We start from the raw sequence: 26,294 nt of genomic DNA, 5'->3' as shown, positions 1-26,294 counted from the left end.
TATTTAAGTAAGTTAATTAAATTGATGAGAAAAGGAGTCTTACAAATGAAAGCACTACGCTGGCACGATCAAAAGGACATTCGACTAGAGGAAATTGACGAACCAACAGTTGCTCCAGGAAAAGTGAAACTGAAAGTAAAATGGTGCGGCATTTGTGGTAGTGATTTACATGAATATTTAGGCGGACCGATCTTCATTCCTGTGAACGAACCTCATCCACTTACAAAAGAAAAAGCACCCATTACACTGGGACACGAGTTCTCTGGTGAAATTGTAGAAGTTGGAGAAGGCGTGAGTAATTACAAAGTAGGCGATCGAGTGGTTGTTGAACCTATTTTTGCAACTCACGGGCACCAAGGTGCTTACAACTTAGATGAAAACATGGGCTTCTTAGGACTTGCTGGTGGCGGTGGAGGATTCTCTGAATATGTATCTGTCGATGAAGAATTACTTCATTTGTTACCAGACGAAATTTCATATGAGCAAGGTGCACTTGTTGAACCTTCTGCAGTTGCTTTATATGCGGTTCGTTCTAGTAAAGTGCAAGCTGGGGATACAGCAGCTGTGTTTGGCTGTGGACCAATCGGTTTACTTGTCATTGAAGCATTAAAAGCAGCTGGTGCTACTGACATTTATGCAGTGGAATTATCAAAAGAGCGCCAAGAAAAAGCAAAAGAACTTGGAGCGATCATTGTAGATCCTTCTCAGTATGAAGATGTTGTTCAAGAAATCTCACGCCGTACAAATGGTGGAGTCGATGTTTCTTTTGAAGTGACAGGTGTACCTGTTGTATTGAAGCAAGCAATCCAATCAACTAGAATTTCAGGTGAAACAGTCATTGTAAGCATTTGGGAAAAAGGCGCAGAAATTATGCCGAATGACATTGTCATTAAAGAACGTACAGTCAAAGGAATCATCGGCTACAGAGATGTTTTCCCATCTGTATTAAACTTAATGAGAAAAGGCTATTTCTCTGCAGATACACTCGTCACGAAGAAAATCAAGCTGGACGATGTGATCGAAGATGGCTTCCATGCATTAATCAATGAAAAAGATCAAGTGAAAATTTTAGTCAGTGCTGAATAAGTAGGACGATAAAGAGAATGGCAGATGCCGTTCTCTTTTTTTAACGTCCAAGAGATTTTCCGTACACGCTGACTCGTTTCTCTAACAAAGCAAAAGCGAGTTCAAAGAAAATACTAAGCATCCAATAGATCAAAGCAGAGACAAGATACGTTTCTAAAAATTTGTAGCCGTCATTTGCAATGATGCGAGAAATCCCCATGATTTCCAGTACACCAATTGTAAACGAAAGGGATGTGGCTTTTAACAGCTGAATGAGCTGATTCCCAAGGTTTGGCAGGGCAACCACAAACGCTTGCGGTAAAATAATGCGAATCATCGCCTGTCTGGTGGTCATGCCAACGATTTTCGCCGCTTCAAGCTGCCCTCTGTCTACCGCAAGGAGTGCGCTGCGGACCACTTCTGTTAAATGTGCGGCTGAATGCAGGCTGAAGGTGATAAGGGCAACGGTAAGCGGGGAGACCATATCCGGGTGAAAGGTCAACCCAAAAGTGCTATTCATTTTGGTCAGAACAAATGGAATGCCATAAAAGAAAGCAAACAACTGAACAATGAGAGGTGTTCCTCTAAAAAATGAGACATAGAGCGTGACCAGCTGGCGGAGCACAGGGATACGAAAGAGGCGAATGAAAGCAAAAACAGATCCAATCAAAAGGCTCACAGCCATAGAAACAAGTGCAATCAATAAGGTAAAGGGAACGCCTTTTAGAATATGTGGTATTTGGTCAATCGCAAATGATATATCAATGGTTTGCATCAAATCGCCTCCTTAGCGTGACAGGCTGGTGCGGCCTTTCACAAATTTTCTTTCCAGTAGCATCGTGATCAGTTCAATACTGATGCAAATCAGCCAATACACAATTGCAATGATGACGTACACTTCAAACATCCCTATCCCGTAGTTATTACCTAGGATGATTTTGACCTGTCCCATCATATCAATGAGTCCGATTGTAAATGCAATGGCGGTATCTTTCACGAGATCAATGGTGTAATTTCCGAGGTTCGGAAGTGCAATGAGAAAGGCTTGCGGAATAATGATCCTCATTAATGCCTGCGTATCTGTCATCCCAACAATGTAAGCTGCTTCAAGCTGATCTTTCCCAACAGAGGAATATGCACTGCGAAAGACTTCAGATAAATAAGCGCCCGTATGTAACGAGAATGTGATCATCACAAATAACACACGATCCCAATGATTGATTTGAATTCCGGCCATGAGTAAAAGCTGAGGCAGGCCAAAATAAATCAGAAATAACTGAACAATGAGCGGTGTACTTCGTGTAAATGACAAATAAATGACCGCCAATTGTTTCAGCACTTGAATTTGTTTGATTCGAATGCAAGCAAACAGCAATCCGATGATGATGGCAAAAAACAATGACACCACAATCATCAGAAATGTGAGTGGCAGGCGATCAACCACCTGTAAAAAGATTCTTAACCAATCTCCAGCTGTAAACATCATGGCACTTCTTTCCTTTCTTCATATTGATAGCCTTGCTCTGATATATAGTCAATATCTTGAAAGAAATCAACGCCAAACCATTTCTTCGCAAGGTCAGGTAATGTTCCGTCTTCTATCATCTCTTGTGTCACTCGGTCCAATTGTGATGCTAGTTTCTTTTGACTAGGCTGTAAGACAAGATAAATAGGTTCCTTTGAGACAATGCCGCCCACTTTGACTTTCAGGTGAAGATGTTTTTGAATCGTATCAAAGGTCGAAATATTCATAAAAGCCGCATCGGACCGTCCACTTTCGACTCGTTTTAAATTGAGTTCGTTTGAAGGGCTTTCAATGGTCGTGAGCGGAATTTTCCGATCATTTTCTTCATTATATTGATTTAATATGGAACGAAGGCCGCCGCTAGGACTGACGGGAGCGAGCTTTTTTGATGTCATATCGTCTAGAGATTCAATATCTTGCTCTGATTCATTTACAATTAAACCTGTCATCGAATAGCCGTATGGAACCTTAGGATAAAGAAAGCGTTTTTCACGTTCAGGATTACTAAAAAACCAATTAGCCGCCATTTCAAATTTCCCAGCGCCGATCCCAATTAAATTGGATTCTTCCTCGCCAAAGATATAATCAAAATGAATGTGTGGCAAACGTTTCTCGACTTCATTTAAATAATCGATGTTATAGCCAATCGGCTCGTTGCGGTCATTTGTGGCTAAAAAAGGCGGATTGACTTCTGCGCTTAGTGCGACTTTGACAATTTGTCTGCCATCATCTGTTGTCGTTTTCACACTGCTGCAGCCAATGAGAGAGGGGAGAAACAGAAGGATACTAGCGGCAGTGAATAAAGTCTTGCGCTTCATCTGTCTTCCTCCAATCCTTGCCACATCCCGCGATGAATTCTTGATAAAAATTGTTTCGTCCGTTCATGCTGAGGCTTCATCAGGACGTCTTCTGGTGAGCCTTTTTCAACGATTTCCCCATCTGCCATAAAGATCACTGTATCCGCTACATCCTTTGCAAACGAGATTTCATGCGTCACAATGACCATCGTCATTCCTTGGCTCGCAATATCTTTCATCATTTCAAGGATTTCTCCGACCATCTCTGGGTCTAGTGCAGACGTTGGTTCATCAAACAAAAGCACCGCAGGATTCATGGCAAGAGCACGGGCAATCCCAATCCGCTGCTGTTGACCGCCGGATAATTCACTTGGAAACGCATCTTTTTTATGAAGCAGCCCAATTCGCGTTAACAATTGCTCTCCGATTTTTTCCGCCTCTTTTTTAGACATGTTTTGAGACACAATCAATCCTTCTGTGATGTTTTCAAGTGCTCGTTTATTTTGAAACAAGTGATAATGCTGAAACACCATAGACGATTGCTGTCTGAGTTTTAGAAGATCTTTTTTTCGAAATTGTTCAAATTGAATCGTGGCTTCTCCAACTGTCAGCGTTCCTTTGTCTGGGATATCAAGGCTGTTTAAACTGCGGAGAAGGGTTGTTTTTCCTGATCCGCTCGGTCCAATAATGGCGACCACTTCACCTTCTTGTACGGTGAAATCAATTCCTTTTAACACATGAGTTGACCCATAGGATTTATGTAGATTAGTAGCAGAAATCATAAAAGCATCACGTTCCTTTGACATATGTACTTAATATTGATAAAATTTAACACATTAAATCCTATAAGTAAAGTGTGTTTTAATAATACCTATTGGATAAATCGGATATGATAGATTGCGAGAAACAGAGGAGTTGGATACGTTTTGTCTAAAGCATTATTTGTCGATACAGATTTTCAAAAAAATTGGCTAGATCAACTAGAATCCCTTCGTGAAACGATCGAACAATCTGCAAAAGAACATGATGAGGGTGCCTATTTTCCTAAACAGAATATCAAATCATTAGTAGAACTGGGCTATACAACGTTGTCTCTGCCTGTTGAGTACGGGGGCGGGGGTCAATCTGTAAAGGATATGGTCCTTTTTCAAGAAACACTAGGAAGTATGGATGGAGCAACTGCCTTATCGATCGGCTGGCACCAAGGAGTTGTTGGTGAAATTTATGAAAAGAAACTATGGAATGAGAAGCAGCTGCAATTTTTTGCTGAAGAAATCAAAAATGGGGCTCTTGTGAACCGGGCTGTCAGTGAAGCGCAGACAGGTAGTCCAACAAGAGGAGGCAAACCTGGAACAACTGCAACGAGATCAGGAGATCAATGGGTGATCAGCGGCAGGAAAACATTCACAACGATGTCACCAGCACTCACATATTTTCTCGTCGGTGTATGGATCGAAGAAAAAGAAGCGATGGGCTTCTTCTTAATTCACCGTGATACAAAAGGTGTTTCTATAGAAGAAACGTGGGATGTTGTTGGCATGAGAGGAACAGAGAGCCATGATTTAATTCTAGATCATGTGGAAGTTCCAGATGACATGTTGGTTGAAGTGCAAAAAGGACCTCGGGGCGGTACGTTAAACCCTTGGATCGCACATATTCCTTCCTGCTATTTAGGGATTGCACAAGCGGCAAGAGACTATGCTGTTCAGTATGCCATCACCCATTCACCGAACAGTATTAGCGGAACGATTAGCGAACTGCCAAATGTCCAAACACTGATTGGCGAAATTGATTTACTACTAAAGCAAGCACGCCATGTCATCTATTCAACGACAACATTGTATGAGCAGCCAGAGAAAAGAGAGCTGTTAATCAATGAATTCGGTGCTGTGAAGCATACAGTCGTCAATGATAGTCTGCAAGTGGTCGATAAAGCCATGCGTTTAGTCGGTGCAAAAAGCTTAAGCCTTAGCTGCCCGCTTCAACGTTACTATCGAGACATTCGTGCTGGCCTTCATAACCCGCCAATGGACGATATGACGATTTCGAAAATTGCAAAGCAAGCGATTGAAGAGAAAAAATTGAACGTACAATAAACAGAAAGCCGGATAAAACCGGCTTTTTTTATTGAAAAAGAGGACGAGCGGCTCTTATTTCTGATCAGTCAGCATGCTACAATCGATTGCAATCATGAGCAAAGAGGGTGATTGTTTGCAAAAAAAGAAGATGAAATGGCTGATTGCTGGCGTGATGCTTGCAGCACTTTGTATGAGCAAGCCTGCATCAAGTGAAGGAACATCTCCAAAATGGTCCGTCGATGAATTCATGAAAGAGCGGGAAGGCACATTTGTGATTCAAGAAGTAAAAGAAAAATCACCATGGGTGTATAACAAAAAAAGAGCGAACAAGCGCTTTGCACCACAATCAACGTTTAAAATTGCAAATGCCTTAATCGGACTTCAAACTGGCGCAGTTAAAGATGAATACGACATCAAATATTGGGACGGAGTAAAAAGAGAGATTGATAACTGGAATAAGGACCATACACTGGGCTCTGGTATGAGAGATTCAGTCGTCTGGTATTATCAAGCCATGGCACGTGACATCGGGGAAGAACGCATGGGCCATTGGATAAAAGCCATTCATTATGGGAATCAAGACATATCTGGCGGAATTGATCAGTTTTGGCTAAGCAGTACGTTGCGCATTTCTCCAGTAGAACAAGTCCATTTCCTTAAACAGCTATATGAAGAAAGTCTCCCATTTGACCTATCTGTTATGAGAACCGTCAAACGAATGATGATACAAGAAGAAGAGAAACACGCCACGCTATACGGAAAAACAGGCTCCGGATCAGGCATCGGCTGGTACGCAGGCTTCATCAAACATGAAAACAAAACCTACATCTTCACCACAAATATAGAAGGCACCGGACTAGAAGCAAAAGAAATCACCTATCGTATTTTGAAAAAATATCATTTGGTAGAAGCATCCGTTTAGGATGCTTTTTTTATGAGTAGAAATGGAGACTATTTGATAAAATGATGATATATGGATTCGTTTGGATATGTCATATAAACGACATAATTGTCTAAATATCTTAAATGGGATAATGACGAGAAAAGAAGTTTCTATTATTTAAAAACTGTAAGAAACAGAGAAAGAATTAAATAAACTACTAGATCGTCTTAAAAGGTGAAAAGAGAGGAGCAAAGATTTGAAGCGGCTTGAACACTTATTTATGCATTCAGAAAATGAATTCAGATCCTATCAGTCTTTAGTCGAGAATGTGTTTTATCAAAATGAACATCTGCCACAACAAGTATTCCAAAAGAATTTTGATTGTTTTTTGTTTCAAGAGTTTGATTGGGCATTGAGTGATGAGGTTTTAACAACAATAAAAAAGCTATCAGTTTTAACACAAGATAAGGACTTTTTAACGGCGGTCCTTAAGCCAGATCCAGTAGAATACTATATGAAGGAATTTGGTTATTATAATTGGCTGAGGACGAGTGTTGACATTTCTGGTGATGACTATGTAAATGCCTTATGGACCAGTCCAGAAAGCTCCATAGCTGATGCTATTATCACTAACTCAAATATCGTTGTTTGGTTATCTCATTCTTTGGAGTGGGCAATTTGGGGAGATAGAGAACTGGAAATTTGTATATTAGGTTTGGCATCTAAAAAAGCACCAAAGACATTCTTAGAAGAAGGATGGAAACCATTAGATCATCCTAGCTTAACAGATTGGTTAGAGCTATTATTAAATGACAAAAAGAAAGTCAATGATTATGTCACTCAATTTGCAACTCATTATTCTTCAAAAGGGGCATAAAATTGTTTATCACTAATCCGAAAGAATTTGAACATTATTTATCATTTATTCATTCGCTAGTTCATTGTAAAAAAACATTCCCTGAACAAGTGTTTAAAACAGGACAGCATGATTATTTATTTGAAGAATTTCATTGGTTATTATCTGATGACAGCTGGGATATGTTAAAGCATGTGGCTTTGATTCATGGTGACGACAATATATTTATGGCTGTATTAGAAGATCAGAAAAGTATGGATCATTTTTATCAGGATTTTGGTTATTATCCTTGGGTGAAAATACCGTTACATATCTCATCTAGTGATTACCTTGATATTTTAGCGGATTACCCGCAGCAGAGTTTGAATGACAGCATCATGAATACTGCATCTCGCATCTTATGGGTGTCTCCTTCTGCGAAATGGATGATTTATGGAGAAAGAGATTATGAAATCGGAGTATTAGCAACTCATAAAATTGAAATCAAGGACAATCATATGTTGAAAACGTGGAGACCTTTAGATGAGGTTGTATTAGGTTGGGTTTCAGTTGTATTTCCGAATCAAAAACTTCCTGATGATTTTAAAAATAAACTCTTTAGAAACTATAAAAATTAGATGGTAAATTTCACGATCTACATTGTTCTGTGTATTCAAATATTAGGTTCCTTTCATTTAAACAGAGGTTACTATTACAGGAAAGTAGAAAATTTTAAATGAATCTGTAAAAAGGTGGACTTTATTTCATTTGAAGAATATTTACAAACCCTGTGACAGAATAGGATTCATTATCAAAAAACAAGAGAATACGTTAGAGAGTGAATGAGTTGTTTAGTAGTGTAGAAAAATGGATCGATTATCTAGATGGGGGTTGTAATGTACTCGGAGTCACATTTGATTTGTTTCATAAAGAATTAGTACTGAGCTTAAAAGTATCAGAATTAAATAAAGTTACTCAACATGAATTGCGATTTATGAATGTGGCGAGTCTTTATTATAATGGGGGTGAAGGTAATGATAGATTTGAAGAATTGATACAAGAAGAGATGAATTGGCAAATTTTTGAATGTAGTTACCATCCTAATGGGATAGGGAACCTTAAAAATGTACTTCTTGAAGAATTTGATTCAAATGCAAATTTTCTATTTAACATCAATGGGATGTTACTCGCAATAGAATCGAAAAACGTATGTTTCGATTCACAAGAATTTATTTGCAGTGTATAGGAAGATCTCATTAGCGTCTAAATAAGAATTAAAAACAATGAGAGATTGGGGAAAATCCATGAGAATCAGCCGTGATAAACAAGGTTTATTCGATGATGTAAAACAACGTTATCAATACTTATTAGATTCTGCTTATCCAGATGATATCATCTCTTTTGAAGAAGAAACTGGGATATCCTCAGATGATTTTTATATGTTTTTTTCACTTGTTGCAGGCAGTTTAAGTCTTGTGATCGATCATAAACGAATACCGAAAAAACAGTTAAACGTGCTGCGTCAGTCATTTGAAGAGCAATATCCTCAAATCAAAACATATCAACAGATCCTTGAATCGTATCCTTTATTGCATTCCTATGTTCAATATCATGAAGAAACAAGAAAACGAATCATTGCACTGATACAATAACCTTCTGGAGGACAAACGATGAAATGGTTTTTTAGATGAAAAATCCAGAAACAAATCCCGATTTCAATATCAAGCATCTAAAGCAAATCAATGAATTTCACTACTTTAAAGAGTATAATGAACATTACGACTTGATCAACTGTATTGTAATACACATCCCATATGATTCCCCGAATCTGCAAGCAGACATTCATCTGAAATTTACCAACGTCTCTTCTGTTCAAATCAAAGATTTGGAGTTAACAAACGATTCCTATCTTTTTTTGAACATTCAACTTTTGGATAGATTCTGGGAATATTTGAATTACTTTGTCGAAGATTATGAAGAACAGTATTTTTCTTTTTACTGTCAAACGGTTCAAGTCATACAAGTCGTATCAAATGAATCGGGCTAGTCGCTCTACATATGTGCGAATCATCCTTCCCCATCCCAACACAGAAAGGTGCAATGACATTGAATCGAATCATGAAATGGCTCTTATTTGCGGCGGTCATCGCTGGCTTATTGGTATGCGCATTCTTTGTGTTCCGTTTCAACCAGCCTAAGCCGACGACGAACATCCATTATGCAGACACACAAAATAAACAGCAAACACTCGATATGTATATGCCAAAGGGAAAAGATGAAGACAAGAAGAAGCATCCAGTCATGATCTATCTCCATGGCGGCGGCTGGACAGGCGGCGATAAGAATAGAGTCGCTTCAAAGGCTGATTATTTTACGGGTCAAGGGTATGTGTTTGTTTCAATGAATTACAGGCTTCACCCTTATGCCAATTATGAGCAGATGGCAGATGATACGGCAAGCGCTATTAAATGGGTCAAGGATCATGCAGATGAATATCAAATCGATTCGTCAAAAATCAATGTCATGGGTCACTCAGCGGGTGGTCATTTGACAGCATTGGTTGCTACAGATTCGACTTACTTAAAACGTGTGGGGCTGTCGCCAAAAACGATCAATTCTATCGTGATTTTAGATGGGCCGTTAAACATCAATCAATTTATACAAGCCATTCCCTCGTATAAAAAAGTGTTTGGCAAACAGGAGAAGAACTGGACAAAGGCATCACCGGTCACTTATATGAATCAAACGAATGTAACGCCTGTTTATTTGGTCACAGGCTGGGATAATCCTGACGTGTACCGATTTGCAGAAAAACTGAACCATGATCAAGGTTCACGGTTTGTTTTTCGGGTTCATTCGCTGAGCCACAGTGATTTAAATAAATGGTTTGGATCTGACAGAGCGCCAAAAGAAGCGCAAGAGATGACAAAGGCTGTGATGGCTTTCGTCAAAAAACAAAATCAATAACAAAGACTGTATGCTAGGGCAATCCATTTTGCCGAAGTATATGATAAAGTGGTTTGAAATTAAAGGAGTGTATGTTGTTGTCATCACGTATGGAAAATAAAGTGTTCAATTGCGAAAAAGAGCTGACGCTGAATATTATCGGCGGTAAGTGGAAAATGTTGATCTTATGGCACCTTGGCAGAGAAGGGACAAAACGGTTTGGTGAGTTAAAGTCGTTAATGCCTGGGATTACGCAAAGAATGCTTGTCAATCAGCTAAGAGAATTAGAGGAAGATCACATTGTGCACCGGGAGGTTTATCCTGTCGTTCCGCCAAAGGTTGAGTATTCTCTCACAGAACTCGGAGAAAGCTTAATGCCAATTTTAGAGGCGATGTATGATTGGGGCAAACAATATCTCGACAGCAATTTTTTAAAGGACGATAAATAGAAATACCTACAAATAGATACTGAACGAGAGACAGTATCTCAGATTGTTGACAAAGGGCTAAAATGAATTGATTTTAGCCCTTTGTCTTCCTTTCAGCGTGATAGAAAACCTTTGCAGCCCTAGGAAGGACGAGTACTGGCGCGGAGCGAATGTCACATTCGTGAGCACCAGCACGCAGGACTGATACCGAATGCGAGGGTTTGTCTACACGCTGAGATACTGGTCGAAAGACAGTAACTTTTTTGTGCCCATATGCGAAAAAGTATAGTATGTAAAAAAAAAGTGCGTACTAGGATTGTGCCATTCCTGTTGTTATACTCGTTTCATGCATTCAAGATGCACCATCCGCGGAGCTCTTGAAGGTGAAATAAATGAACAGGAGTGAATGTAGATGAAATTACAATTAGCGTTAGATTTAGTGAATATACCAGAAGCGATCGAGCTGATCAAAGAAGTAGAAGCGTCTATTGATGTGGTGGAAATTGGGACACCTGTTGTGATCAACGAAGGACTTCGTGCTGTAAAAGAAGTTAAACAGGCGTTTCCGAATTTACGTGTGCTGGCGGATCTCAAAATTATGGATGCTGCCGGTTATGAAGTGCAGCAGGCATCTGAAGCTGGAGCGGATATCGTCACCATTCTTGCGGCAGCGGAAGATATGTCTATCCAAGGAGCGGTGAAAGAAGCAAAAGCAAGAGGGAAACAAATTTTAGTCGATATGATTGGTATCAAAGATATCGCCGGCCGTGCGAAAGAGCTGGATGAGCTTGGGGTAGATTATATTTGTGTGCACACAGGCTATGACTTGCAAGCGGTTGGTCAAAACTCATTTGCTGATCTCATGACCATTAAACAAGTGGTCAAACAGGCGAAAACAGCGATTGCAGGCGGTATTAAGCTTGATACATTGCCTGAAGTCGTCAAATTAAACCCTGATTTGATTATTGTCGGCGGCGGTATTGCGAGCCAAGACAATAAAGCAGAAGTGGCTGCGCAAATGAAGCAGTTGATTGCACAATCATGAAAACAAGTGACTATGTGAGAGCGATTCTAAGCGAGCTTTCTGAGCACTCGCCCGCGATTCAAGACGAACAAGCAGAGCAGCTTGTCAAAAGCATTTTAGCGGCTCGAAAGGTCTTCGTCGCAGGGGCTGGCAGGTCTGGTTTGATGGGGAAATCGTTTGCGATGAGACTCACGCATATTGGTGTCGAAGCTTATGTGATCGGTGAAACGAATACGCCTGCTTTTACATCTGAGGATTTATTGATTGTAGGGAGCGGTTCTGGCCGAACAGAGACGCTGCTTGTGCTCGCCAAAAAGGCAAGGGCGATTGGCGGAAGCGTGGCGTCGTTCACACTTTCAGCTGAGTCACCTATAGCTGATCTATCGGATGAAGTCATCTTACTGTCAGGTGCGCCAAAGGATCAACATGAAGGAAACCATCATACGATTCAGCCGATGGGCTCATTATTTGAGCAAACTTTGCTTCTTATGTACGATGCGGTCATCTTGAGATTGATGGAAATGAAAGAGCTTGACACCCATAAAATGTACGGTCACCATGCGAACTTAGAATAGCCGTGATGAAAACCTTTCCTTTTTTGAAGGAAAGGTTTTTTTAATACATGGTACTTAAAAAGAAGGATCACTTGACATAAAGGATAAGATGTAACTATAATAGTTACATCTTGAAAGAAAAAACGTAAGCAACGGAAGGAAGATGAAGATGAAAGTGCAAATATGGTCAGATATCGCCTGTCCTTTTTGTTATATAGGAAAAAAACAGTTGCAAACAGCGCTTGAGCAATTCCCTCATAAAGAACAGGTAGAAGTAGAGTTTAAAAGCTTTGAACTTGATCCGAATGCACCTGTTGCAGTGGATTATGATGTGCATGATATGCTTGTCAAAAAATATGGCATGAGCCGTAGCCGGGCCATCGCAATGAATGAACAGGTGAAACAGGCGGGCAAGGAGAAAGGAATCGATTTTCAATTCGATCCACTCGTTTTGACAAACACCTTTGATGCCCACCAGCTCGCACAATATGCTGGAAAAATGGGAAAAGGCGATCTCGTCATGGGTGAGCTGTTTCAAGCGTATTTTACAGATGGAAAGCATGTAGGTGATCGTCAAACCCTTTTAGATATTGCAGAAAAAGCAGGTCTTGATCAGAACGAAGTACAAAAGGCTCTAGACGGGCAAGAATTTGCAGACGATGTACGAGAAGACGAAAAAGAAGCAAGACAGCTCGGGATTTCTGCTGTGCCTTTTTTCTTGATCAATGATCAATATTCGGTTGCTGGTGCACAGCCAGCAGATACGTTCCTTCGTGCACTTGAAACGGCTTGGACAGAAGAGGCAGCACAAACAGAGAAAGCGGCTGATGCTTCATTTGAAGAAGCATGTGCAGATGGCGTATGTGCAGTACCTTCACCTAAAGAAGAAGTATAATCGGCATTTTCCCTATCTTTGATAAAAGATAGGGATTTTTGTTGATTAATAATTAATATACCTTTATACTTAAGTAATCTTAATTATGAAGGTGATGACAGTGACATCCAAAACAACGATGATCCAAGAATTAAACCAAATCGAAGCGCGCATCCATCAAAAGCTCCGATTAGAGTTTGAAGAGTTATTTGTAGATGAGTTAACTGATAAGCAGCATATTGTCCTTGATTTCGTAGAGCGAAAAGGGGGAAGCTCACCTATTCAAATTGCTCAGCAACTAGGCATCACCCAAAGTGCTGTGAGCCAGTTGTTAAACACGCTTGAAAAAAAAGAATGGGTTCGCCGCACCATCAACCCGCAAAATCGTCGGGAATTGCACGTTGAACTTTCTGAAAAGGCAAAGACGTACTTGGAGAATATGAGAAAGATAGAACTTGCGATCATTGAAAAATACTATTCAAAATTAAGCCTCGAAGAGATCAACACATTGACATCCATTTATACAAAGCTTGATCAATTGATTGTAGATCAAAATGAAGGGGAAGGATGATGATCCATTGATGATGCTCAAACAAGAAGTACAGCGAATTGCCTCTTCTTATACGGAAAAAAAGAAACAGGCACTGCTCGTGATCGGCCTGATTCATCAAGGAGAAAGACACGTTTTTCATTTCGGAGATCACCCCATACAGCAGCGCATGCAGCCTGAGGAGGTCATTTTTGAAATCGGCTCTATTTCAAAAGTCTTTACGACAAGTATATTGGCAAGCATGATTCAAAAAGGGCAGATGAAGCTAGACGATTCCATTTCACTGTATTGTCCCGAAATAAGAAAGAATCACCCCATCCAATTGGAACAGCTGGCAACCCATACGTCTGGACTTCCTTCACATCGTTTTCTCAGAGATTTACAACTAAGGTTCCTTCCAAAAGTGAGAAGAGATATGTACTGTCAATACTCTCTTGATGAATTAATGAAACTGTTACACTTGAAAAAATGGAATGAGCGAAAGGAATACCCATCTCGTTACTCCAATGTAGGGATGGGACTCCTCGGGTTGATCATGGGATGGTCTCTTCACAAAACATATGAAGAGCTGCTGACTGAATATATCGTGGATGAGCTGAAACTATCGAACACCTTGATTACGATCAAGGAGGATGTCCAAGAGAAGATGATCCTCGGTCATCAAGAGAATGGAAAAGAGGTTCCTCCGCTTCAGATGCATGACTATCAAGGGGCTGGTGCGATTCGTTCGACGATCACTGATTTGCTTTCATTTCTCTCTGCACATATGAGTGCAGACGTCGCTTCTCCATGGAAAATGACCCACGAGCCAAAGGTAAAGATAGGGAAAAACATGTCAATGGGACTCGGGTGGGTCATAGATGATACGGGATTGATTTGCCATAATGGTGCAACTTCTGGTTTCTCCAGCTTCATGGGCTTCCGCCCGCAAAAAACAGGAGTGGTCGTCTTGTCTAACTATCGCAATCGTATCACGCAAGATTCTCCCGACCGAATTGCTTATGACGTGATGAATATGCTAGAACAAGAGCCTAAAGCCAAATGAGCCTCCTATGAAGAGGGCTCATTTTTTCTTGCGTTCAGCGCTTTAATCGTTTCACCAGGAACGAGTTCAGGCTCATAAAATGTTTGATCAGGAAGATTCTTTTTCCCTTGTACTTTTTTAATCATCCAGTCTGCCGCATCTCGTCCCATTTGCTCTTGAGGGTGTGTCAGCGTTGTCAGTTTCACATGGGCATTTTTTTGGGCAATATACGAGTTATCCTGTCCAATAATGGAAAGATCATCTGGAATAGATAAACCCATTTCACTACATACATTTGCTACTTCTAACCCGACTTCATCGTTATAGCAAACAAGGGCGGTCAGCTCATGCTGGTGTGCTTGTAAAAAGGTTTTGATATGATCCCCTAAATACTGCTTCGATTCTGTATCGAAAAAAAGGACATGCTCTGGTAGGAAATTGAGCTTTGCTTCACCGAGTGCCTGAATATAGCCTTTCATTCGATATTTTCCTTGTAAATCATCTGTTTTTGAAATCAGTCCAATGTGCTGATGTCCAGAGGTGATCAGCTCCTTTGTCGCTAAATAGCTGGACTTCACATCATCCAAACAAAGGAAGGGAACCTCTAACTGCTCATAGTAGGCATTGATCATAATAAGCGGGACATCCTGCTCTTTAAAGGATAGGTAGTACGAAATGTTTGGATTATATAAATTGCTTTTTGTCGGTTCGACAATTAATCCGTCCACACCAAAGGACAGCATCATTTCAAGCGCTTTTTTCTCCTGCTCCACATCGTTATTTGTACTCGCCAGTAACAAAGAATAGTTCTCTTCATTTAATCGGCTTTCGATGCCCCGAATGATCGACGGAAAAATGTAATCGGATATGTATGTGGTGATGACGCCAATCGTTTTCATATGAGCATGTCCAGCAGGTTTTGTTTGATATTGATTGGTGACAAATGTGCCCGAGCCTTTTTCGCTTCGTAAAAAACCTTCACTTGATAATTCCAAGATGGCTTTTCGCACCGTATGCCGGCTTACTTGATACATCTCTTGTAAGCTTGATTCGGTTGGAATACGCTCCCCGATCCGGTAATCCCCTGTCAGTATTTTGCTTTTTATATCATCCATAATGATCTGGTACTTCTTTTTCATCGTTTCACTTCTTTCACAGTTGATCCTCTACTCGGATTGAGAAGAACTTGTATGGACATATTTTAACATGGTTGCTTAATCAAAAACAGGCGCTTGCAGTGTCTACCGTCTAATCCTTAGAGAATATAAAAGATTTTGTCTGATTATGTATGTACAACTATATTTATTATTGACATATGTACGGACAAATATTATATTGTTTTTGTGCACAGGTAAAGATGGATCAAACGAAATAGATATTTGAAACCGTTGTCATCATGGGGGTGAACAAAATGAATCGTGAAGAGACGGCCAAAGCCATTAGAGAAGGCAGGACATCTTTGGGCATTGAATTTGGTTCGACACGAATTAAAGCCATTTTAATAGATGAAGAGTTTCAGCCAATTGCGCAAGGTGCATTTGAATGGGAAAGTTCTCTTCAAGAAGGAATATGGACGTACAACTTAATTGAGATCATTACAGGTCTTCAAGTGGCGTACCGTCAGATGAAAGAACAGGCTACACAATTGTATGGGGTGACGATTCAAACCATTGGCTCCATCGGGATATCTGCGATGATGCATGGCTACGTCGCCTGTCATCATACAGGAGAGCTCCTCGTCCCGTTTCGAACGTGGCGGAATGGAACAACGACCGAGGCGAGTCAAAAGCTAACAGATGTATTCCAATTTCATATTCCAGAAAGATGGAGTATCGCTCACTTATACCAAGCGATACTAGGAGAGGAAAAACATCTGTTTCGGTTAGAGTATGTGACCACTTTGTCCGGCTACATTCACTGGCTGTTAACAGGGAAGCAGGCCATCGGAATTGGCGATGCGTCGGGAATGTTCCCCATTGATGAAAAAACGAAGGATTACAACGAAGTGATGCTTCATCAATTTGAAGCATTGATTGCAGAAAAAGGCTACCCGTGGAAGCTTCGTCATCTTTTGCCGCGCATCTATTTAGCAGGCGAAGAAGCTGGTGTGTTAACAGCAGCTGGAGCAGCGATTTTAGACCAAGGCAAACAGTTGCAGCCAGGTATCCCTTTTTGCCCGCCAGAGGGTGATGCAGGAACAGGGATGGTCGCAACAAACAGTGTGGAAAAGAGAACTGGGAATATTTCAGTTGGGACATCTGTATTTGCCATGATTGTGTTAGAGCAACATCTAAAAGGTGTGTACCCAGAAGTGGACCTTGTCACGACACCAGATGGCCTGCCAGTCGCGATGGTTCATGCCAACAATTGTACAAGTGACCTCAACGCTTGGATGAATCTATTCAGAGAAGCGTTTGAAGCAATGGGTCAGCCAGTTGAAACAGAAAGATTGTACGAAACCCTATTGAATCAGGCTTTAGAAGCAGATCGTGATGGGGGCGGGCTTTTAAGCTATGGCTATTATTCTGGTGAAAATATTACGAGACTAAAAGAAGGAAGACCCCTTTTTGTTAGATCTCCTCAAAGCCGGTTTACCCTTGCTAATTTCATTCGGACGCATCTCTTCTCTGCATTTGGCGCAATGAAAATCGGGATGGATCGGTTAAAAGCACATGAACAAGTCAAGATTGATCGCTTACTAGGACATGGCGGTTTATTTAAAACACCGATAGTTGGGCAAAAAATGGTCGCTGCTGCACTCGGGACACCTGTATCCGTCGTATCAACGGCGGGAGAAGGCGGTGCGTTTGGGATGGCGGTCCTTGCTTCATATATGATCAATCACCAGCAGCAAACACTGAGCCATTTTCTCAAGCATCAAGTATTTGCCCATACATTAGAAGAGCTTATTGATCCTGATCCACTGGATGTTAAAGGTTTTGAGGAATTTATAAAGCGCTATCAAGAAGGACTCCCGATAGAAAAAGCGGCAGTAGAACATTTGACGCCACAGAAAGGAGCGGCACCTGTATGTTAGAGCGGTTAAAAGAAGAAGTGTTTCAAGCAAATCTAGATCTACCAAAGTACGGACTTGTGAAATTTACATGGGGCAATGTCAGTGCGTGCGATCGTGACAGTGGACTGTTTGTCATTAAGCCAAGCGGCATAGCGTATGACAAATTATCAGCAAAAGACATGGTCGTGGTCGATTTTGACGGTCAAGTGGTCGAGGGAGAATTCAATCCTTCTTCCGATACTGCCACACATGCTGTTCTTTACAAACACTTTGAGGAAATTGGCGGCATTTCACATAGCCATTCAATGTGGGCAACGGTATGGGCGCAAGCTGGACTTGATTTACCAGCAATGGGCACAACACATGCAGATACATTTTACGGACCTGTTCCGTGCGCTCGATTTCTCACAGAAGAAGAGGTGAATCGCGGGTATGAGGTGGAAACAGGACACCTGATCATTGAAACGTTTGAGAAAAGACAAATAGATGTCATGGCGGTTCCTGGTATTTTGCTACAAGGTCATGGTCCCTTTACGTGGGGAAAAGATGCAAAAAGTGCGGTAACGAACAGTGTCATTTTAGATGAAGTAGCGAAAATGAACCTGTTTGCAAAGCAATTGAACGAATATGCGGAGCCTCTTCCGCAGGTGATTTTAGATAAACATTATTTAAGAAAACATGGAACACATGCGTATTACGGACAAAAACCTTCAAGATAAAGAAAAGAGGGATTTCTATGTTAACAAGTCAGAAGAAAGAATGTTGGTTTGTCGTCGGGTCACAGCACTTATATGGGGACGAGGCACTGAAGCAAGTGAAGGCAGATGCGCAAAAGATAACAGATGCCTTAAATGAGAGCGGTTTGCTGCCTTATCCAATTATTCTGCAGGAACTGGCGGTCAATGCGGATCAAATCACACAGCTGATGAAAGAGGTCAACTATCGTGATGAGGTCATCGGTGTGATGACTTGGATGCATACGTTTTCTCCAGCAAAAATGTGGATACGTGGTACGTCTCTTTTGCAAAAGCCTCTTTTGCATCTCGTCACGCAATACTATGAAAACATTCCGTGGGACACGATTGATATGAACTATATGAATCTCCATCAATCGGCACATGGAGACAGAGAGTACGGTTATATCAATGCACGTTTAAATAAGCAAAACCAAATCGTTGCAGGTCATTGGTCGAAGCGGGAGGTGAAGCAGCAAATCGCTGATTGGATGGACGTTGCGGCTGCCTATCATGAGAGCTTCCACATTAAAGTGGCTCGGTTTGGTGACAATATGCGCCACGTTGCGGTGACAGAAGGAGATAAAATTGAAGCGCAGATCCAGCTGGGATGGACCGTTGATTACTTTGGAATTGGCGATCTTGTGAACTATGTAAATGCTGTGGAAGAAGCAGAAGTTGATGCTCTGTTTGCTGAGTACTTAACGTTATATGACGTGGATTATGGGAGCTATTCGGCAGAAGAATGGGAACAAAGTGTGAAAGTGCAGGCACGATATGAAATTGCCATCAAACGTTTTTTAGATGAAGGCGGCTACAATGCCTTTACGACAAACTTTGAAGATTTACATGGCATGAAGCAGCTTCCGGGTTTAGCCGTTCAGCGCCTCATGGCAAAGGGGTATGGCTTTGCAGGTGAAGGGGATTGGAAAACCGCCGCACTGGATCGTTTATTAAAGGTGATGAGCCATCATCAATCGACTGGTTTTATGGAAGATTACACATATGAAATGACTGCTGGTCAGGAAGCAGTGCTGCAATCTCATATGCTAGAAGTAGATCCAGCGCTTGCACATACAAAACCTGTCATTGTCGTGTCTCCGCTAGGCATTGGAAACCGGGAAGACCCAGCACGTCTTGTGTTTGATGGAAAAGCAGGCGAGGGCGTTGTTGTCTCCATTGCTGATTTTGGAACACATTTCAAATGGTTGATTCAAGAAGTGGAAGCCTTTGAGCCGCAGGAAGCAGCACCTCATTTACCGGTGGCACGAGTCCTCTGGAAAATCAAACCGAACTTTCAAGATGGCATCAAAGCATGGATTAAGCACGGCGGAGGTCATCATACAGTCGTATCTCTCAATTTAACGGTTGATCAAATTGTTCATTTTGCAAAGCTTGTGAATGCAGAATATGTGGTTTTATAAAGAAGGGTGAAATGCATTCTACTGTGAATGGTAGAATGGCAGGGAAAAATGAAAGCGGTTTATTAAGTGAGGGGGGTCATCCACTTGGAGAAAAAAGTATCAAGTAAATTTATCTTCTTTTTCGGGTCCTTTGCAGGTATCTTATTTGGATATGATATTGGTATTATCGCAGGGGCAGAAGGGCACATTCAGGAAGAATTTCAGCTCAGCCCGTTATGGCTTGGCATCGTCGTTTCTTCATTAATGGGCGGGGCGATCATTGGTTCCATTTTAAGCGGTCTGATGGGGGATAAGTTTGGCCGCAGAAAGCTCATTTTGGTGTCATCGATTATCTTTTTTGTCGGTGCGCTTGGCTCAGCCATTGCACCAGAAGAAATCTCATTAACCATTGCCCGGATTTTCTTAGGAACAGCTGTAGGGACAGCCTCATCGCTAGTGCCTGCTTACATGTCTGAAATCGCTCCGGCCAAAATTCGCGGGAAATTGTCCGGCCTGAATCAGCTGATGATTGTGAGTGGATTATTGCTTAGCTATATCGTCGCATTTGTGTTTGAACCAATTCCAGACAGCTGGCGCTGGATGCTGGGAAGTGCTGCTTTATTTGCGATCGTGCTTTATATTGGCATGCTGAAACTTCCTGAATCTCCAAGATATTTAATTAAACACGGAATGGCTCATAAGGCACGTGAAGTATTAGGATCACTTCGTTCATCACGTGAAGAGATTGAAGCAGAAATGCAAGAAATTTTAGAAGTGGCAAAAGAAGAACGCTCAGGCATTCGTGAATTATTTCAAAAGAAATTCCGAATGGCTCTCTTTATTGGGGTCGGAATGGCGACACTCCAGCAAATACAGGGGGCGAACTCCATTGTGTATTATGCAACGAGTATCGCAAGAAATGTAGGTCTTGCTCCGCAAGTTGCCGCAGGTTTTACCGTCATTGTTGGTGTCATATTTGTTGTGACGACCGTGATTTTTTTACAATTCGTCGACCGGTTTGACCGCCGAACGATTCTCACAGTTGGGGGAACGGGGATGGCCCTGTCTTTCTTTGCACCAGCGGCATTAGGTGCGCTCGGAGTGAGTGAAGGCATATTAAACTGGGTCACATTGATTTCACTTTGCTGCTTTATTTTGTGCTATGCCTTCTCATGGGCACCGATCACATGGATTATCATCGGTGAAATTTTCCCACTTTCTGTCAGGGGTATTGGAGCGGGCATTTCCTCTGCCTTTAACTGGACGGGATCATTAGCAGTTGGCCTTGTGTTTCCTATCTTGGCTGACCAATTCAGCTTTGGCGTCATTTTCTCTTCATTTGGGGTCATCTGCTTAATTGGCCTGTTGTTCACGCGCTTTGTATTAGTCGAAACAAAAGGAAGAAGCTTAGAGCAAATCGAAACCGATATGGCTGCACGTGTCTAAAGGAAACCATCTATCCTGTGTGGATAGATGGCTTTTTTAATCAAGTATTTGTTTCAGTTCATCTGGCAGTAAATCCATTAATTGATCAGATGAGGATACGTCCAGCACTTCAAGAAGCGCATAATATTTCGCATAAATTTCACTCAGCTGATCAGGATGATTTGCTTCATATCGATTCAAATGCAATTGCGTCAGTTCAAGTGCAATGTCCAGTTTGTTTCGTTCGATGGTTTGTGTTGTGTTGATCAAATCGTTCACCTCTAATTTTAAAGTTATTGAAAAATGTTATGGTGCAGTTCCGCAGCTGACCTTATATTCATGGTCTTCTATCTTTTTTGAATAACAGACGGAAGGTGTCATTCCTGTCTCGCTTTTCCAAGCCTGCCAATACACATCATACAGCTGACCATATTGAGGGTCTACATCGTCCTTTTTTTGCAAAATAGCAAAATAGCTTTGGTAAGGGTAGCCTTCTTGATAAATGGCATGCCGTATCGCTCCTCTTTCAGTCGCATTTGTAAAAACCATAGGCGACAGCAAGGGAAGGGTGATAACTACGACGAGCAGGATGAAAAATGAAAAAAGTTTATGTCTTGTCTTCATCAATGAATGTCCTTTCCTTCACAAGAGATCATTTGTATAATATGTTAAAATTGTCCTATTGTAAAGAAAGAGACTACTAGATCACAAGCGGATTTTTTCAAAAATAGACAAGCATCTAATCACTAATCGTGCCTCTGACATACGATAGAGTGTAAGTGAAAGACAACTTGAAGGGGTGTTGAGAATGAGCCGGAATCGATTAGACAATTTTTTCTTTGGGTCTCGCAGAGGGAATCATGGAGAAGTTGAAACGGTTGTATCCCCTACACGTCAAATTGTCAACACGACAACAAATGAACAAACGATTAGAAAAATTCATCCAACTCATATCACAAACGTCAATAAAAACATCAAAAGAATTGAAAACTACTACCCTGTGACGCAATCTACTCGAAATGAGTATATTGTGGAAGAATATGACTGTGGTAGTGATATCAAGAATCCTTGCTGCCGCCCGGTCAAACGCTGTAAGTGGTAGTTTAATGGTGAAAAGAAGTGAGGCATCCTGTGATGGGATGTCTTTTGTATGTTTAACGCTCTATTTCATTTAGTTGTCCGTGATCAAGCTCGAAAAAACGATTTCCTAATTCTGAATAAAGGTAGCGCTGATGGCTTGTAAATAAAACACATTGATCAGAGAATTCTTCTTTTAATAAAGAAATAGACTGCATTTGAGATGCCTCATCAAGAGATGTAAAAGGTTCATCAAGAATGATTAGCTCTGGTGATCTGGCCGCCATACAATTAAAGAAAAGCTTATATCTCATACCTAGTGAATATTGTTTGACAGGCATCTTAAGTGCATGAGTTAAATCAAATGCATCACAAAGCGAGAGAAAGGTCTTTTTGTATACCTCTTTTTCTGACTGATTCATTTTCCATAGCGACTGTATAAGAGTCATATGCTCCATACCAGTCAGCGCATCATAAACCAAAGGCTTATCTGGGATGTACGCGACCAACCCTTTATAAAGAGCTGACCCAGGATGATGCTGTTCGTTGAGTAATACCGTTTCGGATACTGAAGGAAGCAGACCTGCGATGATCTTTAAAAGTGTCGATTTACCGCTGCCGTTTTTTCCGATAATACAAGCACGATCACCTTCTTTCAGATGAAAGGATACTTGATCAAGGAGGGGAGAGCTTTCTTCAGTTGTTTCATAACGAAAAGATAGCTGAGACACTTGCAAACTAGCCATTGATAAATCCTCCAATAACAAAAACGGTGGTCACCAGCATATACAAGATGACGGTCGCAAGGGCGGCTTTTTTTGATCCTTTAGCATAATAAATGATCCCATCATAAAGGATGCGTAAAAGGTACAAGTTGATCAAAAACGAAACCGCTTGGATGAAGATAAAATAATGATCTAAATCGAGTACCATCACACAATAGATTGCTGCGCTATTCACTAATAGAAGAAACGCATTATAAAGCAAGATGACAAAATACATTTTGCGCAAAATAAACGTTTTATGAAAAAAGTACATATAAATTGAAGTCACGACAGTACCGAGAAAATTCAATATGAAATAAAGTGGGATTGTCAGTAAAAAGATAAACACAATGCTGGCTAATTGTTTTCCCGCAGATAATGGTTCCTCTACTAACAAATCAATAATGAAAAATGTTAAAAAAACAGTTGAAACAAATAAAGATAGTAAGACTAAGCCTATAACAGTTTTGGTCGATTGATGTTGGTTGAAAAATTGCTTAGGGCGTAGAAGTAGCTCCATAGAACCACATTCTCCTTTCTTCTAAGATAGATGTACATGGCTGACATATTCCTCTAAAAGAGAGGCAATCAACAAGAGCACTACAGCGGCAAAGATTAACTGAATCACAGTCCGAGTCAGCTTTCTTACATCAATGGCCTTACCTTTCATAAACCGGTAAAGATAAATAAATGGAAAAGCACTGACGATTGAAAAGAGGATCAAACCAAGAACCTCAACAAAAGCATGTGGCACGAGGCCAGTGAATAACTGCTGCACTTCATGCTGAGCTATCAAAAACTGAATGAGTTTTCCAATGATATAGCCATTATAAAAAAGAATGCCAGCAGACATAATGCCGCCAGTAAAAGCCCCGATACCTAGAATGGCAAGCCCAACCTGTAAATTGTTTGAAAAAATAGAGAGAAAAAACATGTCTTCATCCTTTTTTAAATAAGGAATCTGATCATAAGGAAGGAGACTTCCAATGAGCAAAGCTACAATAAATACACCGGCGTAAAGATAGCCGAGGCGTAGAATCAATCTATTCTCCGATAGAAAATATCTTATTTTTTTCAACATACTCAATTCCTTTATAGATGGTCTTGCGGCATAATATCCAGCAAATCACTGAAACGATCATAAAATATATAGCGAACAGCACGTTTACGAGCCCTGAGGATTGCTGCAATATAGGGAGAAAAGAGGTCAAAATCAAATAGTACATAAAAGGCAGAACAAGAAAGTTTCTTGCAAATGCCTGACCTTTATCGATGATCTCTAGTTCCTCATTTGTTGTCCCTATTTCATGCTCATGAATAAAATTGAATTTCGTTGTGAATGGAAACAAGTAAAGCTGAATCAAAGGAAAAATGAAAAAGCCAACCCCTAATACCACCAGTTGAATGAGCATCTGAACATGAAACAGTTGATACACAGTCATAATAGATAGATTAATGAATAGTAAAAAGAGCGCTGGTATGGAAAATAAACAATAAAATAACTGGATTTTTGATAAGAAAAATTGCAAAAGAGATATTTGAGAAAGCTCGTAAAGCCAAATGTTCTTTTTTTCAGCACTTAAAGCAAAAATAGAAGGTGTCAGCATTCTCATCTCATAAGATTGATTCGCTAGTATCATAATATTGAGTGTGAATAGCAGCTGAATTTGCAAGGCTTGATGATCGATGATCGAGATCAATCCGGTAAAAACACCAATATAAAAGAAGGCTTCATATGACATGAACATATAATTAAAAAATTCTTTAGATAAGAGCCACCTTTTTTCTTTCAGCAGCTTGATGTCTTTTTGAATCAACACATTTTGTCTAAACAGCGAACCCTGAATTTTATGCAGTACTTGAAAGTACCAATAAAATAAATCCCGAAAATGCTTTGAGCTTTGGTCTTGATCTTTTTCCGTTGGAATCCATCGAACAGGACTTCTCATGACAAGCGCACTACCTAATAGCACAACAATCAATGTAATAGGTGAATGGAACAGAGCTTGAAATTGTAGAAAAATCGAGCCATCTGAAAATAAAGTATGATGCATTTGCTGAAGATCATGTTGATATAAAGAGATCAGCTTGTTGGAAAGAGTGATCCAAAACGAATCCTCTGCAAGCGATGAGATCGATTGAAATAGTTTTTGGAAGGTGTGATAAAAAGGGAAAATGATGTTTAATATGAGAACCCTTCCGAATAAGAAAAAAAGCAAAGCGATGCTTGCAAAAAAGAGGACACGAATAGCCCCGATTTTTTTCACGACGATGTTATAGATATAAGCACCGAATATCTTATTGCTGATGATAAATAGGAAGATACTTGTCAGCATCACATTGACATGTTTTAACCAGAATGCCAGATCGTGTGTTTGAACAATATCATATTGGAATAAAAAATAGATCAAATAAGTGCTCAAACTCGTAAACACAAGCCAAATCAATTCTGAAAACAGAAGCGTTTGAAAAAGTTGTCTGGAGGAAACAGGTGCTAGCTGTATCAATTCTTTAAAAGGAAGAAGATGAGTTCTTCTATAAGATTCAATTCCTTTGACGATAGAAAATAAAAATAAAAACATCACAAAAGCACTTTCCCATTCTATTTGATAGACGGGGGAGTAAAGAAATGAAGAAATCACGAATACAATCATGCATCCGAATATGATATCAAGAATACAAGAAAAAAATATGTACTGTTTTGAAGAAAACGACTTGAGAAATGGAATTTTTCGTATAACGAACTGAGCGATATTAGAATACTGTTGCTCCAGTCTAATGGATAGAAGTAGTGATAATAATGGATATAACATCTTCTCACCTGCACTAAAATTTAAATAGAAGGAGAACAGAGTCTCCTTCTATTGAGTCGTTAAATAAATTACCAAGCGATAACGGCTTTACGGCCTTTTTTCTTAATTTCGTTTTTAAGGTATTGACGAATTGTCTCTTTACCAGCCGCAGCAATAAGAGAAAGACCGCCTGAACCTACAGCAGTTAAAATGGAGACAATTGTAGTGACAGCTCCACCCGCTTCAACCACATTAAGAACTACAGCGGCAACACTGCCTGGAATACCAAATTCTTTTGCTAGATCAGCAACTGGCAGTACTTGTAGCGAGAAGGAAAAAAGAGCTAGCATAAGGAATCCTACTGCTAAAGCACCAAAAAGAACATGTAGTTTGATTTCATTTCTTGTTTCTGTCATATCAAATTCCTCCCTTTTTTGTCTTTTTATTACTATTCTATCTTATGATATGTTTTTGTTCATATCAATCCTTTTTTTTCTTTT

The 26,294-nt window shown here is 40.4% G+C and carries 32 protein-coding genes; 20 read left to right on the top strand and 12 right to left on the bottom strand.

The genetic code is table 11. The features are described 5' to 3' along the window. Positions 1-45 precede the first annotated feature (45 nt). The gene (locus NSQ70_RS12015) at positions 46-1,086 is read left to right on the top strand and encodes a 2,3-butanediol dehydrogenase (protein WP_058336599.1); all 1,041 of its coding nucleotides are present in this window, start codon (positions 46-48) and stop codon (positions 1,084-1,086) included. A 40-nt stretch (positions 1,087-1,126) separates the two neighbouring features. Here NSQ70_RS12015 and NSQ70_RS12010 read toward each other — a convergent pair whose 3' ends face one another. From NSQ70_RS12010 to NSQ70_RS11995, 4 genes are read right to left on the bottom strand one after another with little or no spacing between them, the layout of a single operon-like run. Further along, complete coding sequence (locus NSQ70_RS12010; protein WP_008342619.1) at positions 1,127-1,840, bottom strand: amino acid ABC transporter permease; 714 nt, start codon at positions 1,838-1,840, stop codon at positions 1,127-1,129. Between the two features lie 12 nt (positions 1,841-1,852). Continuing rightward, positions 1,853-2,551, bottom strand: coding sequence for an amino acid ABC transporter permease (locus tag NSQ70_RS12005; RefSeq protein WP_342502178.1), 699 nt, complete (start codon positions 2,549-2,551; stop codon positions 1,853-1,855). Next, a complete protein-coding gene (locus NSQ70_RS12000) occupies positions 2,548-3,408 on the bottom strand; it encodes an amino acid ABC transporter substrate-binding protein (protein WP_342502177.1) in 861 nt (286 codons plus the stop codon). The genes NSQ70_RS12005 and NSQ70_RS12000 overlap by 4 nt, the downstream gene beginning before the upstream one ends. Next, entirely contained in the window at positions 3,405-4,193 is a 789-nt protein-coding gene (locus NSQ70_RS11995; RefSeq protein WP_277687658.1) for an amino acid ABC transporter ATP-binding protein, read from the bottom strand. The genes NSQ70_RS12000 and NSQ70_RS11995 overlap by 4 nt, the downstream gene beginning before the upstream one ends. Positions 4,194-4,313: 120 nt before the next feature. Here NSQ70_RS11995 and NSQ70_RS11990 point away from each other — a divergent pair, with 120 nt between their 5' ends. The 14 genes from NSQ70_RS11990 (at position 4,314) to NSQ70_RS11925 (ending at position 14,604) form a co-directional block, all read left to right on the top strand. Further along, a complete protein-coding gene (locus tag NSQ70_RS11990) occupies positions 4,314-5,483 on the top strand; it encodes an acyl-CoA dehydrogenase family protein (RefSeq protein WP_047946479.1) in 1,170 nt (389 codons plus the stop codon). A 115-nt stretch (positions 5,484-5,598) separates the two neighbouring features. Beyond that, a complete protein-coding gene (gene blaBPU / locus NSQ70_RS11985) occupies positions 5,599-6,387 on the top strand; it encodes a BPU family class D beta-lactamase (protein WP_342502176.1) in 789 nt (262 codons plus the stop codon). A 217-nt stretch (positions 6,388-6,604) separates the two neighbouring features. After that, positions 6,605-7,225, top strand: coding sequence for a hypothetical protein (locus NSQ70_RS11980; RefSeq protein ID WP_342502175.1), 621 nt, complete (start codon positions 6,605-6,607; stop codon positions 7,223-7,225). Then, positions 7,222-7,821 (top strand): hypothetical protein, encoded by a 600-nt coding sequence (locus NSQ70_RS11975; protein WP_039167157.1) that lies wholly within the window; start codon positions 7,222-7,224, stop codon positions 7,819-7,821. The genes NSQ70_RS11980 and NSQ70_RS11975 overlap by 4 nt, the downstream gene beginning before the upstream one ends. Positions 7,822-8,030: 209 nt before the next feature. Continuing rightward, positions 8,031-8,429, top strand: a complete 399-nt coding sequence (locus NSQ70_RS11970) for a hypothetical protein (RefSeq protein WP_342502174.1) — start codon at positions 8,031-8,033, stop codon at positions 8,427-8,429. 58 nt (positions 8,430-8,487) lie between these two features. After that, a complete protein-coding gene (locus tag NSQ70_RS11965) occupies positions 8,488-8,835 on the top strand; it encodes a YxiJ family protein (RefSeq protein WP_212361350.1) in 348 nt (115 codons plus the stop codon). A gap of 35 nt (positions 8,836-8,870) precedes the next feature. Continuing rightward, positions 8,871-9,230 carry a hypothetical protein gene (locus tag NSQ70_RS11960; protein WP_251210965.1) on the top strand — a complete coding sequence of 120 codons (360 nt, stop codon included), beginning with the start codon at positions 8,871-8,873 and terminating at the stop codon, positions 9,228-9,230. A 53-nt stretch (positions 9,231-9,283) separates the two neighbouring features. After that, positions 9,284-10,150, top strand: a complete 867-nt coding sequence (locus NSQ70_RS11955) for an alpha/beta hydrolase (protein ID WP_342502173.1) — start codon at positions 9,284-9,286, stop codon at positions 10,148-10,150. 71 nt (positions 10,151-10,221) lie between these two features. Continuing rightward, a complete protein-coding gene (locus NSQ70_RS11950; protein ID WP_029708013.1) occupies positions 10,222-10,578 on the top strand; it encodes a winged helix-turn-helix transcriptional regulator in 357 nt (118 codons plus the stop codon). A gap of 391 nt (positions 10,579-10,969) precedes the next feature. After that, positions 10,970-11,602 carry a 3-hexulose-6-phosphate synthase gene (gene hxlA / locus NSQ70_RS11945; RefSeq protein WP_024718772.1) on the top strand — a complete coding sequence of 211 codons (633 nt, stop codon included), beginning with the start codon at positions 10,970-10,972 and terminating at the stop codon, positions 11,600-11,602. After that, positions 11,599-12,156, top strand: coding sequence for a 6-phospho-3-hexuloisomerase (gene hxlB, locus NSQ70_RS11940; RefSeq protein ID WP_041506847.1), 558 nt, complete (start codon positions 11,599-11,601; stop codon positions 12,154-12,156). Before hxlA ends, hxlB begins: the two co-directional genes overlap by 4 nt. A gap of 148 nt (positions 12,157-12,304) precedes the next feature. Further along, entirely contained in the window at positions 12,305-13,030 is a 726-nt protein-coding gene (locus NSQ70_RS11935; protein ID WP_342502172.1) for a DsbA family oxidoreductase, read from the top strand. A 94-nt stretch (positions 13,031-13,124) separates the two neighbouring features. Beyond that, entirely contained in the window at positions 13,125-13,580 is a 456-nt protein-coding gene (locus tag NSQ70_RS11930; RefSeq protein WP_231101392.1) for a MarR family transcriptional regulator, read from the top strand. Positions 13,581-13,590: 10 nt separating this feature from the next. Beyond that, a complete protein-coding gene (locus NSQ70_RS11925) occupies positions 13,591-14,604 on the top strand; it encodes a serine hydrolase (RefSeq protein WP_342502171.1) in 1,014 nt (337 codons plus the stop codon). A 5-nt stretch (positions 14,605-14,609) separates the two neighbouring features. On the opposite strand, the gene NSQ70_RS11920 is transcribed toward NSQ70_RS11925, so the two are convergent. Next, positions 14,610-15,722, bottom strand: coding sequence for a GntR family transcriptional regulator (locus tag NSQ70_RS11920; RefSeq protein WP_039167175.1), 1,113 nt, complete (start codon positions 15,720-15,722; stop codon positions 14,610-14,612). A 272-nt stretch (positions 15,723-15,994) separates the two neighbouring features. On the opposite strand from NSQ70_RS11920, the gene NSQ70_RS11915 reads away from it, so the two are divergent. The 4 genes from NSQ70_RS11915 (at position 15,995) to NSQ70_RS11900 (ending at position 21,182) form a co-directional block, all read left to right on the top strand. After that, positions 15,995-17,620: an FGGY-family carbohydrate kinase gene (locus tag NSQ70_RS11915; protein WP_342502170.1), complete on the top strand. Its 1,626-nt coding sequence runs from the start codon at positions 15,995-15,997 to the stop codon at positions 17,618-17,620. Beyond that, positions 17,614-18,318 carry an L-ribulose-5-phosphate 4-epimerase gene (locus tag NSQ70_RS11910; protein ID WP_007501382.1) on the top strand — a complete coding sequence of 235 codons (705 nt, stop codon included), beginning with the start codon at positions 17,614-17,616 and terminating at the stop codon, positions 18,316-18,318. The genes NSQ70_RS11915 and NSQ70_RS11910 overlap by 7 nt, the downstream gene beginning before the upstream one ends. 17 nt (positions 18,319-18,335) lie before the next feature. Further along, positions 18,336-19,757 (top strand): L-arabinose isomerase, encoded by a 1,422-nt coding sequence (gene araA / locus NSQ70_RS11905; RefSeq protein ID WP_342502169.1) that lies wholly within the window; start codon positions 18,336-18,338, stop codon positions 19,755-19,757. An 84-nt stretch (positions 19,758-19,841) separates the two neighbouring features. Further along, positions 19,842-21,182, top strand: coding sequence for a sugar porter family MFS transporter (locus NSQ70_RS11900; RefSeq protein ID WP_007501378.1), 1,341 nt, complete (start codon positions 19,842-19,844; stop codon positions 21,180-21,182). A 36-nt stretch (positions 21,183-21,218) separates the two neighbouring features. Here the strand turns inward: NSQ70_RS11900 and NSQ70_RS11895 are convergent, their stop codons facing one another. Then, positions 21,219-21,440 carry a hypothetical protein gene (locus tag NSQ70_RS11895; protein ID WP_224558471.1) on the bottom strand — a complete coding sequence of 74 codons (222 nt, stop codon included), beginning with the start codon at positions 21,438-21,440 and terminating at the stop codon, positions 21,219-21,221. Between the two features lie 27 nt (positions 21,441-21,467). Continuing rightward, entirely contained in the window at positions 21,468-21,785 is a 318-nt protein-coding gene (locus NSQ70_RS11890; protein WP_024718781.1) for a hypothetical protein, read from the bottom strand. Between the two features lie 184 nt (positions 21,786-21,969). On the opposite strand from NSQ70_RS11890, the gene NSQ70_RS11885 reads away from it, so the two are divergent. Beyond that, complete coding sequence (locus tag NSQ70_RS11885; RefSeq protein WP_256688534.1) at positions 21,970-22,263, top strand: CotD family spore coat protein; 294 nt, start codon at positions 21,970-21,972, stop codon at positions 22,261-22,263. A gap of 52 nt (positions 22,264-22,315) precedes the next feature. Here NSQ70_RS11885 and NSQ70_RS11880 read toward each other — a convergent pair whose 3' ends face one another. From NSQ70_RS11880 to NSQ70_RS11860, 5 genes are all read right to left on the bottom strand, one after another. Continuing rightward, positions 22,316-22,984 carry an ABC transporter ATP-binding protein gene (locus tag NSQ70_RS11880; protein WP_144668578.1) on the bottom strand — a complete coding sequence of 223 codons (669 nt, stop codon included), beginning with the start codon at positions 22,982-22,984 and terminating at the stop codon, positions 22,316-22,318. Further along, a complete protein-coding gene (locus tag NSQ70_RS11875) occupies positions 22,977-23,522 on the bottom strand; it encodes a hypothetical protein (protein WP_045034088.1) in 546 nt (181 codons plus the stop codon). Before NSQ70_RS11875 ends, NSQ70_RS11880 begins: the two co-directional genes overlap by 8 nt. Positions 23,523-23,543: 21 nt before the next feature. Continuing rightward, positions 23,544-24,044, bottom strand: a complete 501-nt coding sequence (locus NSQ70_RS11870; protein ID WP_342502168.1) for a stage II sporulation protein M — start codon at positions 24,042-24,044, stop codon at positions 23,544-23,546. 1 nt (position 24,045) lies between these two features. Then, complete coding sequence (locus NSQ70_RS11865; RefSeq protein ID WP_342502167.1) at positions 24,046-25,584, bottom strand: hypothetical protein; 1,539 nt, start codon at positions 25,582-25,584, stop codon at positions 24,046-24,048. 299 nt (positions 25,585-25,883) lie between these two features. Then, a complete protein-coding gene (locus tag NSQ70_RS11860; protein WP_017358050.1) occupies positions 25,884-26,210 on the bottom strand; it encodes an uberolysin/carnocyclin family circular bacteriocin in 327 nt (108 codons plus the stop codon). Between the last annotated feature and the right edge of the window lie 84 nt (positions 26,211-26,294).

This window comes from Bacillus sp. FSL R5-0397, from assembly GCF_038593395.1.
Taxonomy (GTDB): Bacteria; Bacillota; Bacilli; order Bacillales; family Bacillaceae; genus Bacillus; species Bacillus altitudinis.
Note: the sequence above shows the minus strand (reverse complement) of the source record. Positions and strands in the feature narration are given on the sequence as shown.

Bases quoted from the DNA above. Each gene is read 5' to 3' on its own strand.
- NSQ70_RS11865 (WP_342502167.1), bottom strand. From the start codon at position 25,584: ATGTTTTTATTTTTATTTTCTATCGTCAAAGGAATTGAATCTTATAGA.
- NSQ70_RS11965 (WP_212361350.1), top strand. From the start codon at position 8,488: ATGAGAATCAGCCGTGATAAACAAGGTTTATTCGATGATGTAAAACAA.
- NSQ70_RS11925 (WP_342502171.1), top strand. From the start codon at position 13,591: ATGATGCTCAAACAAGAAGTACAGCGAATTGCCTCTTCTTATACGGAA.
- hxlB (WP_041506847.1), top strand. From the start codon at position 11,599: ATGAAAACAAGTGACTATGTGAGAGCGATTCTAAGCGAGCTTTCTGAG.
- NSQ70_RS11995 (WP_277687658.1), bottom strand. From the start codon at position 4,193: ATGTCAAAGGAACGTGATGCTTTTATGATTTCTGCTACTAATCTACAT.
- araA (WP_342502169.1), top strand. From the start codon at position 18,336: ATGTTAACAAGTCAGAAGAAAGAATGTTGGTTTGTCGTCGGGTCACAG.
- NSQ70_RS11920 (WP_039167175.1), bottom strand. From the start codon at position 15,722: ATGAAAAAGAAGTACCAGATCATTATGGATGATATAAAAAGCAAAATA.
- NSQ70_RS12005 (WP_342502178.1), bottom strand. From the start codon at position 2,551: ATGATGTTTACAGCTGGAGATTGGTTAAGAATCTTTTTACAGGTGGTT.
- NSQ70_RS11955 (WP_342502173.1), top strand. From the start codon at position 9,284: ATGACATTGAATCGAATCATGAAATGGCTCTTATTTGCGGCGGTCATC.
- NSQ70_RS11860 (WP_017358050.1), bottom strand. From the start codon at position 26,210: ATGACAGAAACAAGAAATGAAATCAAACTACATGTTCTTTTTGGTGCT.
- NSQ70_RS11915 (WP_342502170.1), top strand. From the start codon at position 15,995: ATGAATCGTGAAGAGACGGCCAAAGCCATTAGAGAAGGCAGGACATCT.
- NSQ70_RS11875 (WP_045034088.1), bottom strand. From the start codon at position 23,522: ATGGAGCTACTTCTACGCCCTAAGCAATTTTTCAACCAACATCAATCG.
- NSQ70_RS11885 (WP_256688534.1), top strand. From the start codon at position 21,970: ATGAGCCGGAATCGATTAGACAATTTTTTCTTTGGGTCTCGCAGAGGG.
- NSQ70_RS11960 (WP_251210965.1), top strand. From the start codon at position 8,871: ATGAAAAATCCAGAAACAAATCCCGATTTCAATATCAAGCATCTAAAG.
- NSQ70_RS12000 (WP_342502177.1), bottom strand. From the start codon at position 3,408: ATGAAGCGCAAGACTTTATTCACTGCCGCTAGTATCCTTCTGTTTCTC.
- NSQ70_RS12010 (WP_008342619.1), bottom strand. From the start codon at position 1,840: ATGCAAACCATTGATATATCATTTGCGATTGACCAAATACCACATATT.
- hxlA (WP_024718772.1), top strand. From the start codon at position 10,970: ATGAAATTACAATTAGCGTTAGATTTAGTGAATATACCAGAAGCGATC.
- NSQ70_RS11890 (WP_024718781.1), bottom strand. From the start codon at position 21,785: ATGAAGACAAGACATAAACTTTTTTCATTTTTCATCCTGCTCGTCGTA.
- NSQ70_RS11935 (WP_342502172.1), top strand. From the start codon at position 12,305: ATGAAAGTGCAAATATGGTCAGATATCGCCTGTCCTTTTTGTTATATA.
- NSQ70_RS11930 (WP_231101392.1), top strand. From the start codon at position 13,125: ATGACAGTGACATCCAAAACAACGATGATCCAAGAATTAAACCAAATC.
- NSQ70_RS12015 (WP_058336599.1), top strand. From the start codon at position 46: ATGAAAGCACTACGCTGGCACGATCAAAAGGACATTCGACTAGAGGAA.
- NSQ70_RS11910 (WP_007501382.1), top strand. From the start codon at position 17,614: ATGTTAGAGCGGTTAAAAGAAGAAGTGTTTCAAGCAAATCTAGATCTA.
- NSQ70_RS11880 (WP_144668578.1), bottom strand. From the start codon at position 22,984: ATGGCTAGTTTGCAAGTGTCTCAGCTATCTTTTCGTTATGAAACAACT.
- NSQ70_RS11950 (WP_029708013.1), top strand. From the start codon at position 10,222: ATGTTGTTGTCATCACGTATGGAAAATAAAGTGTTCAATTGCGAAAAA.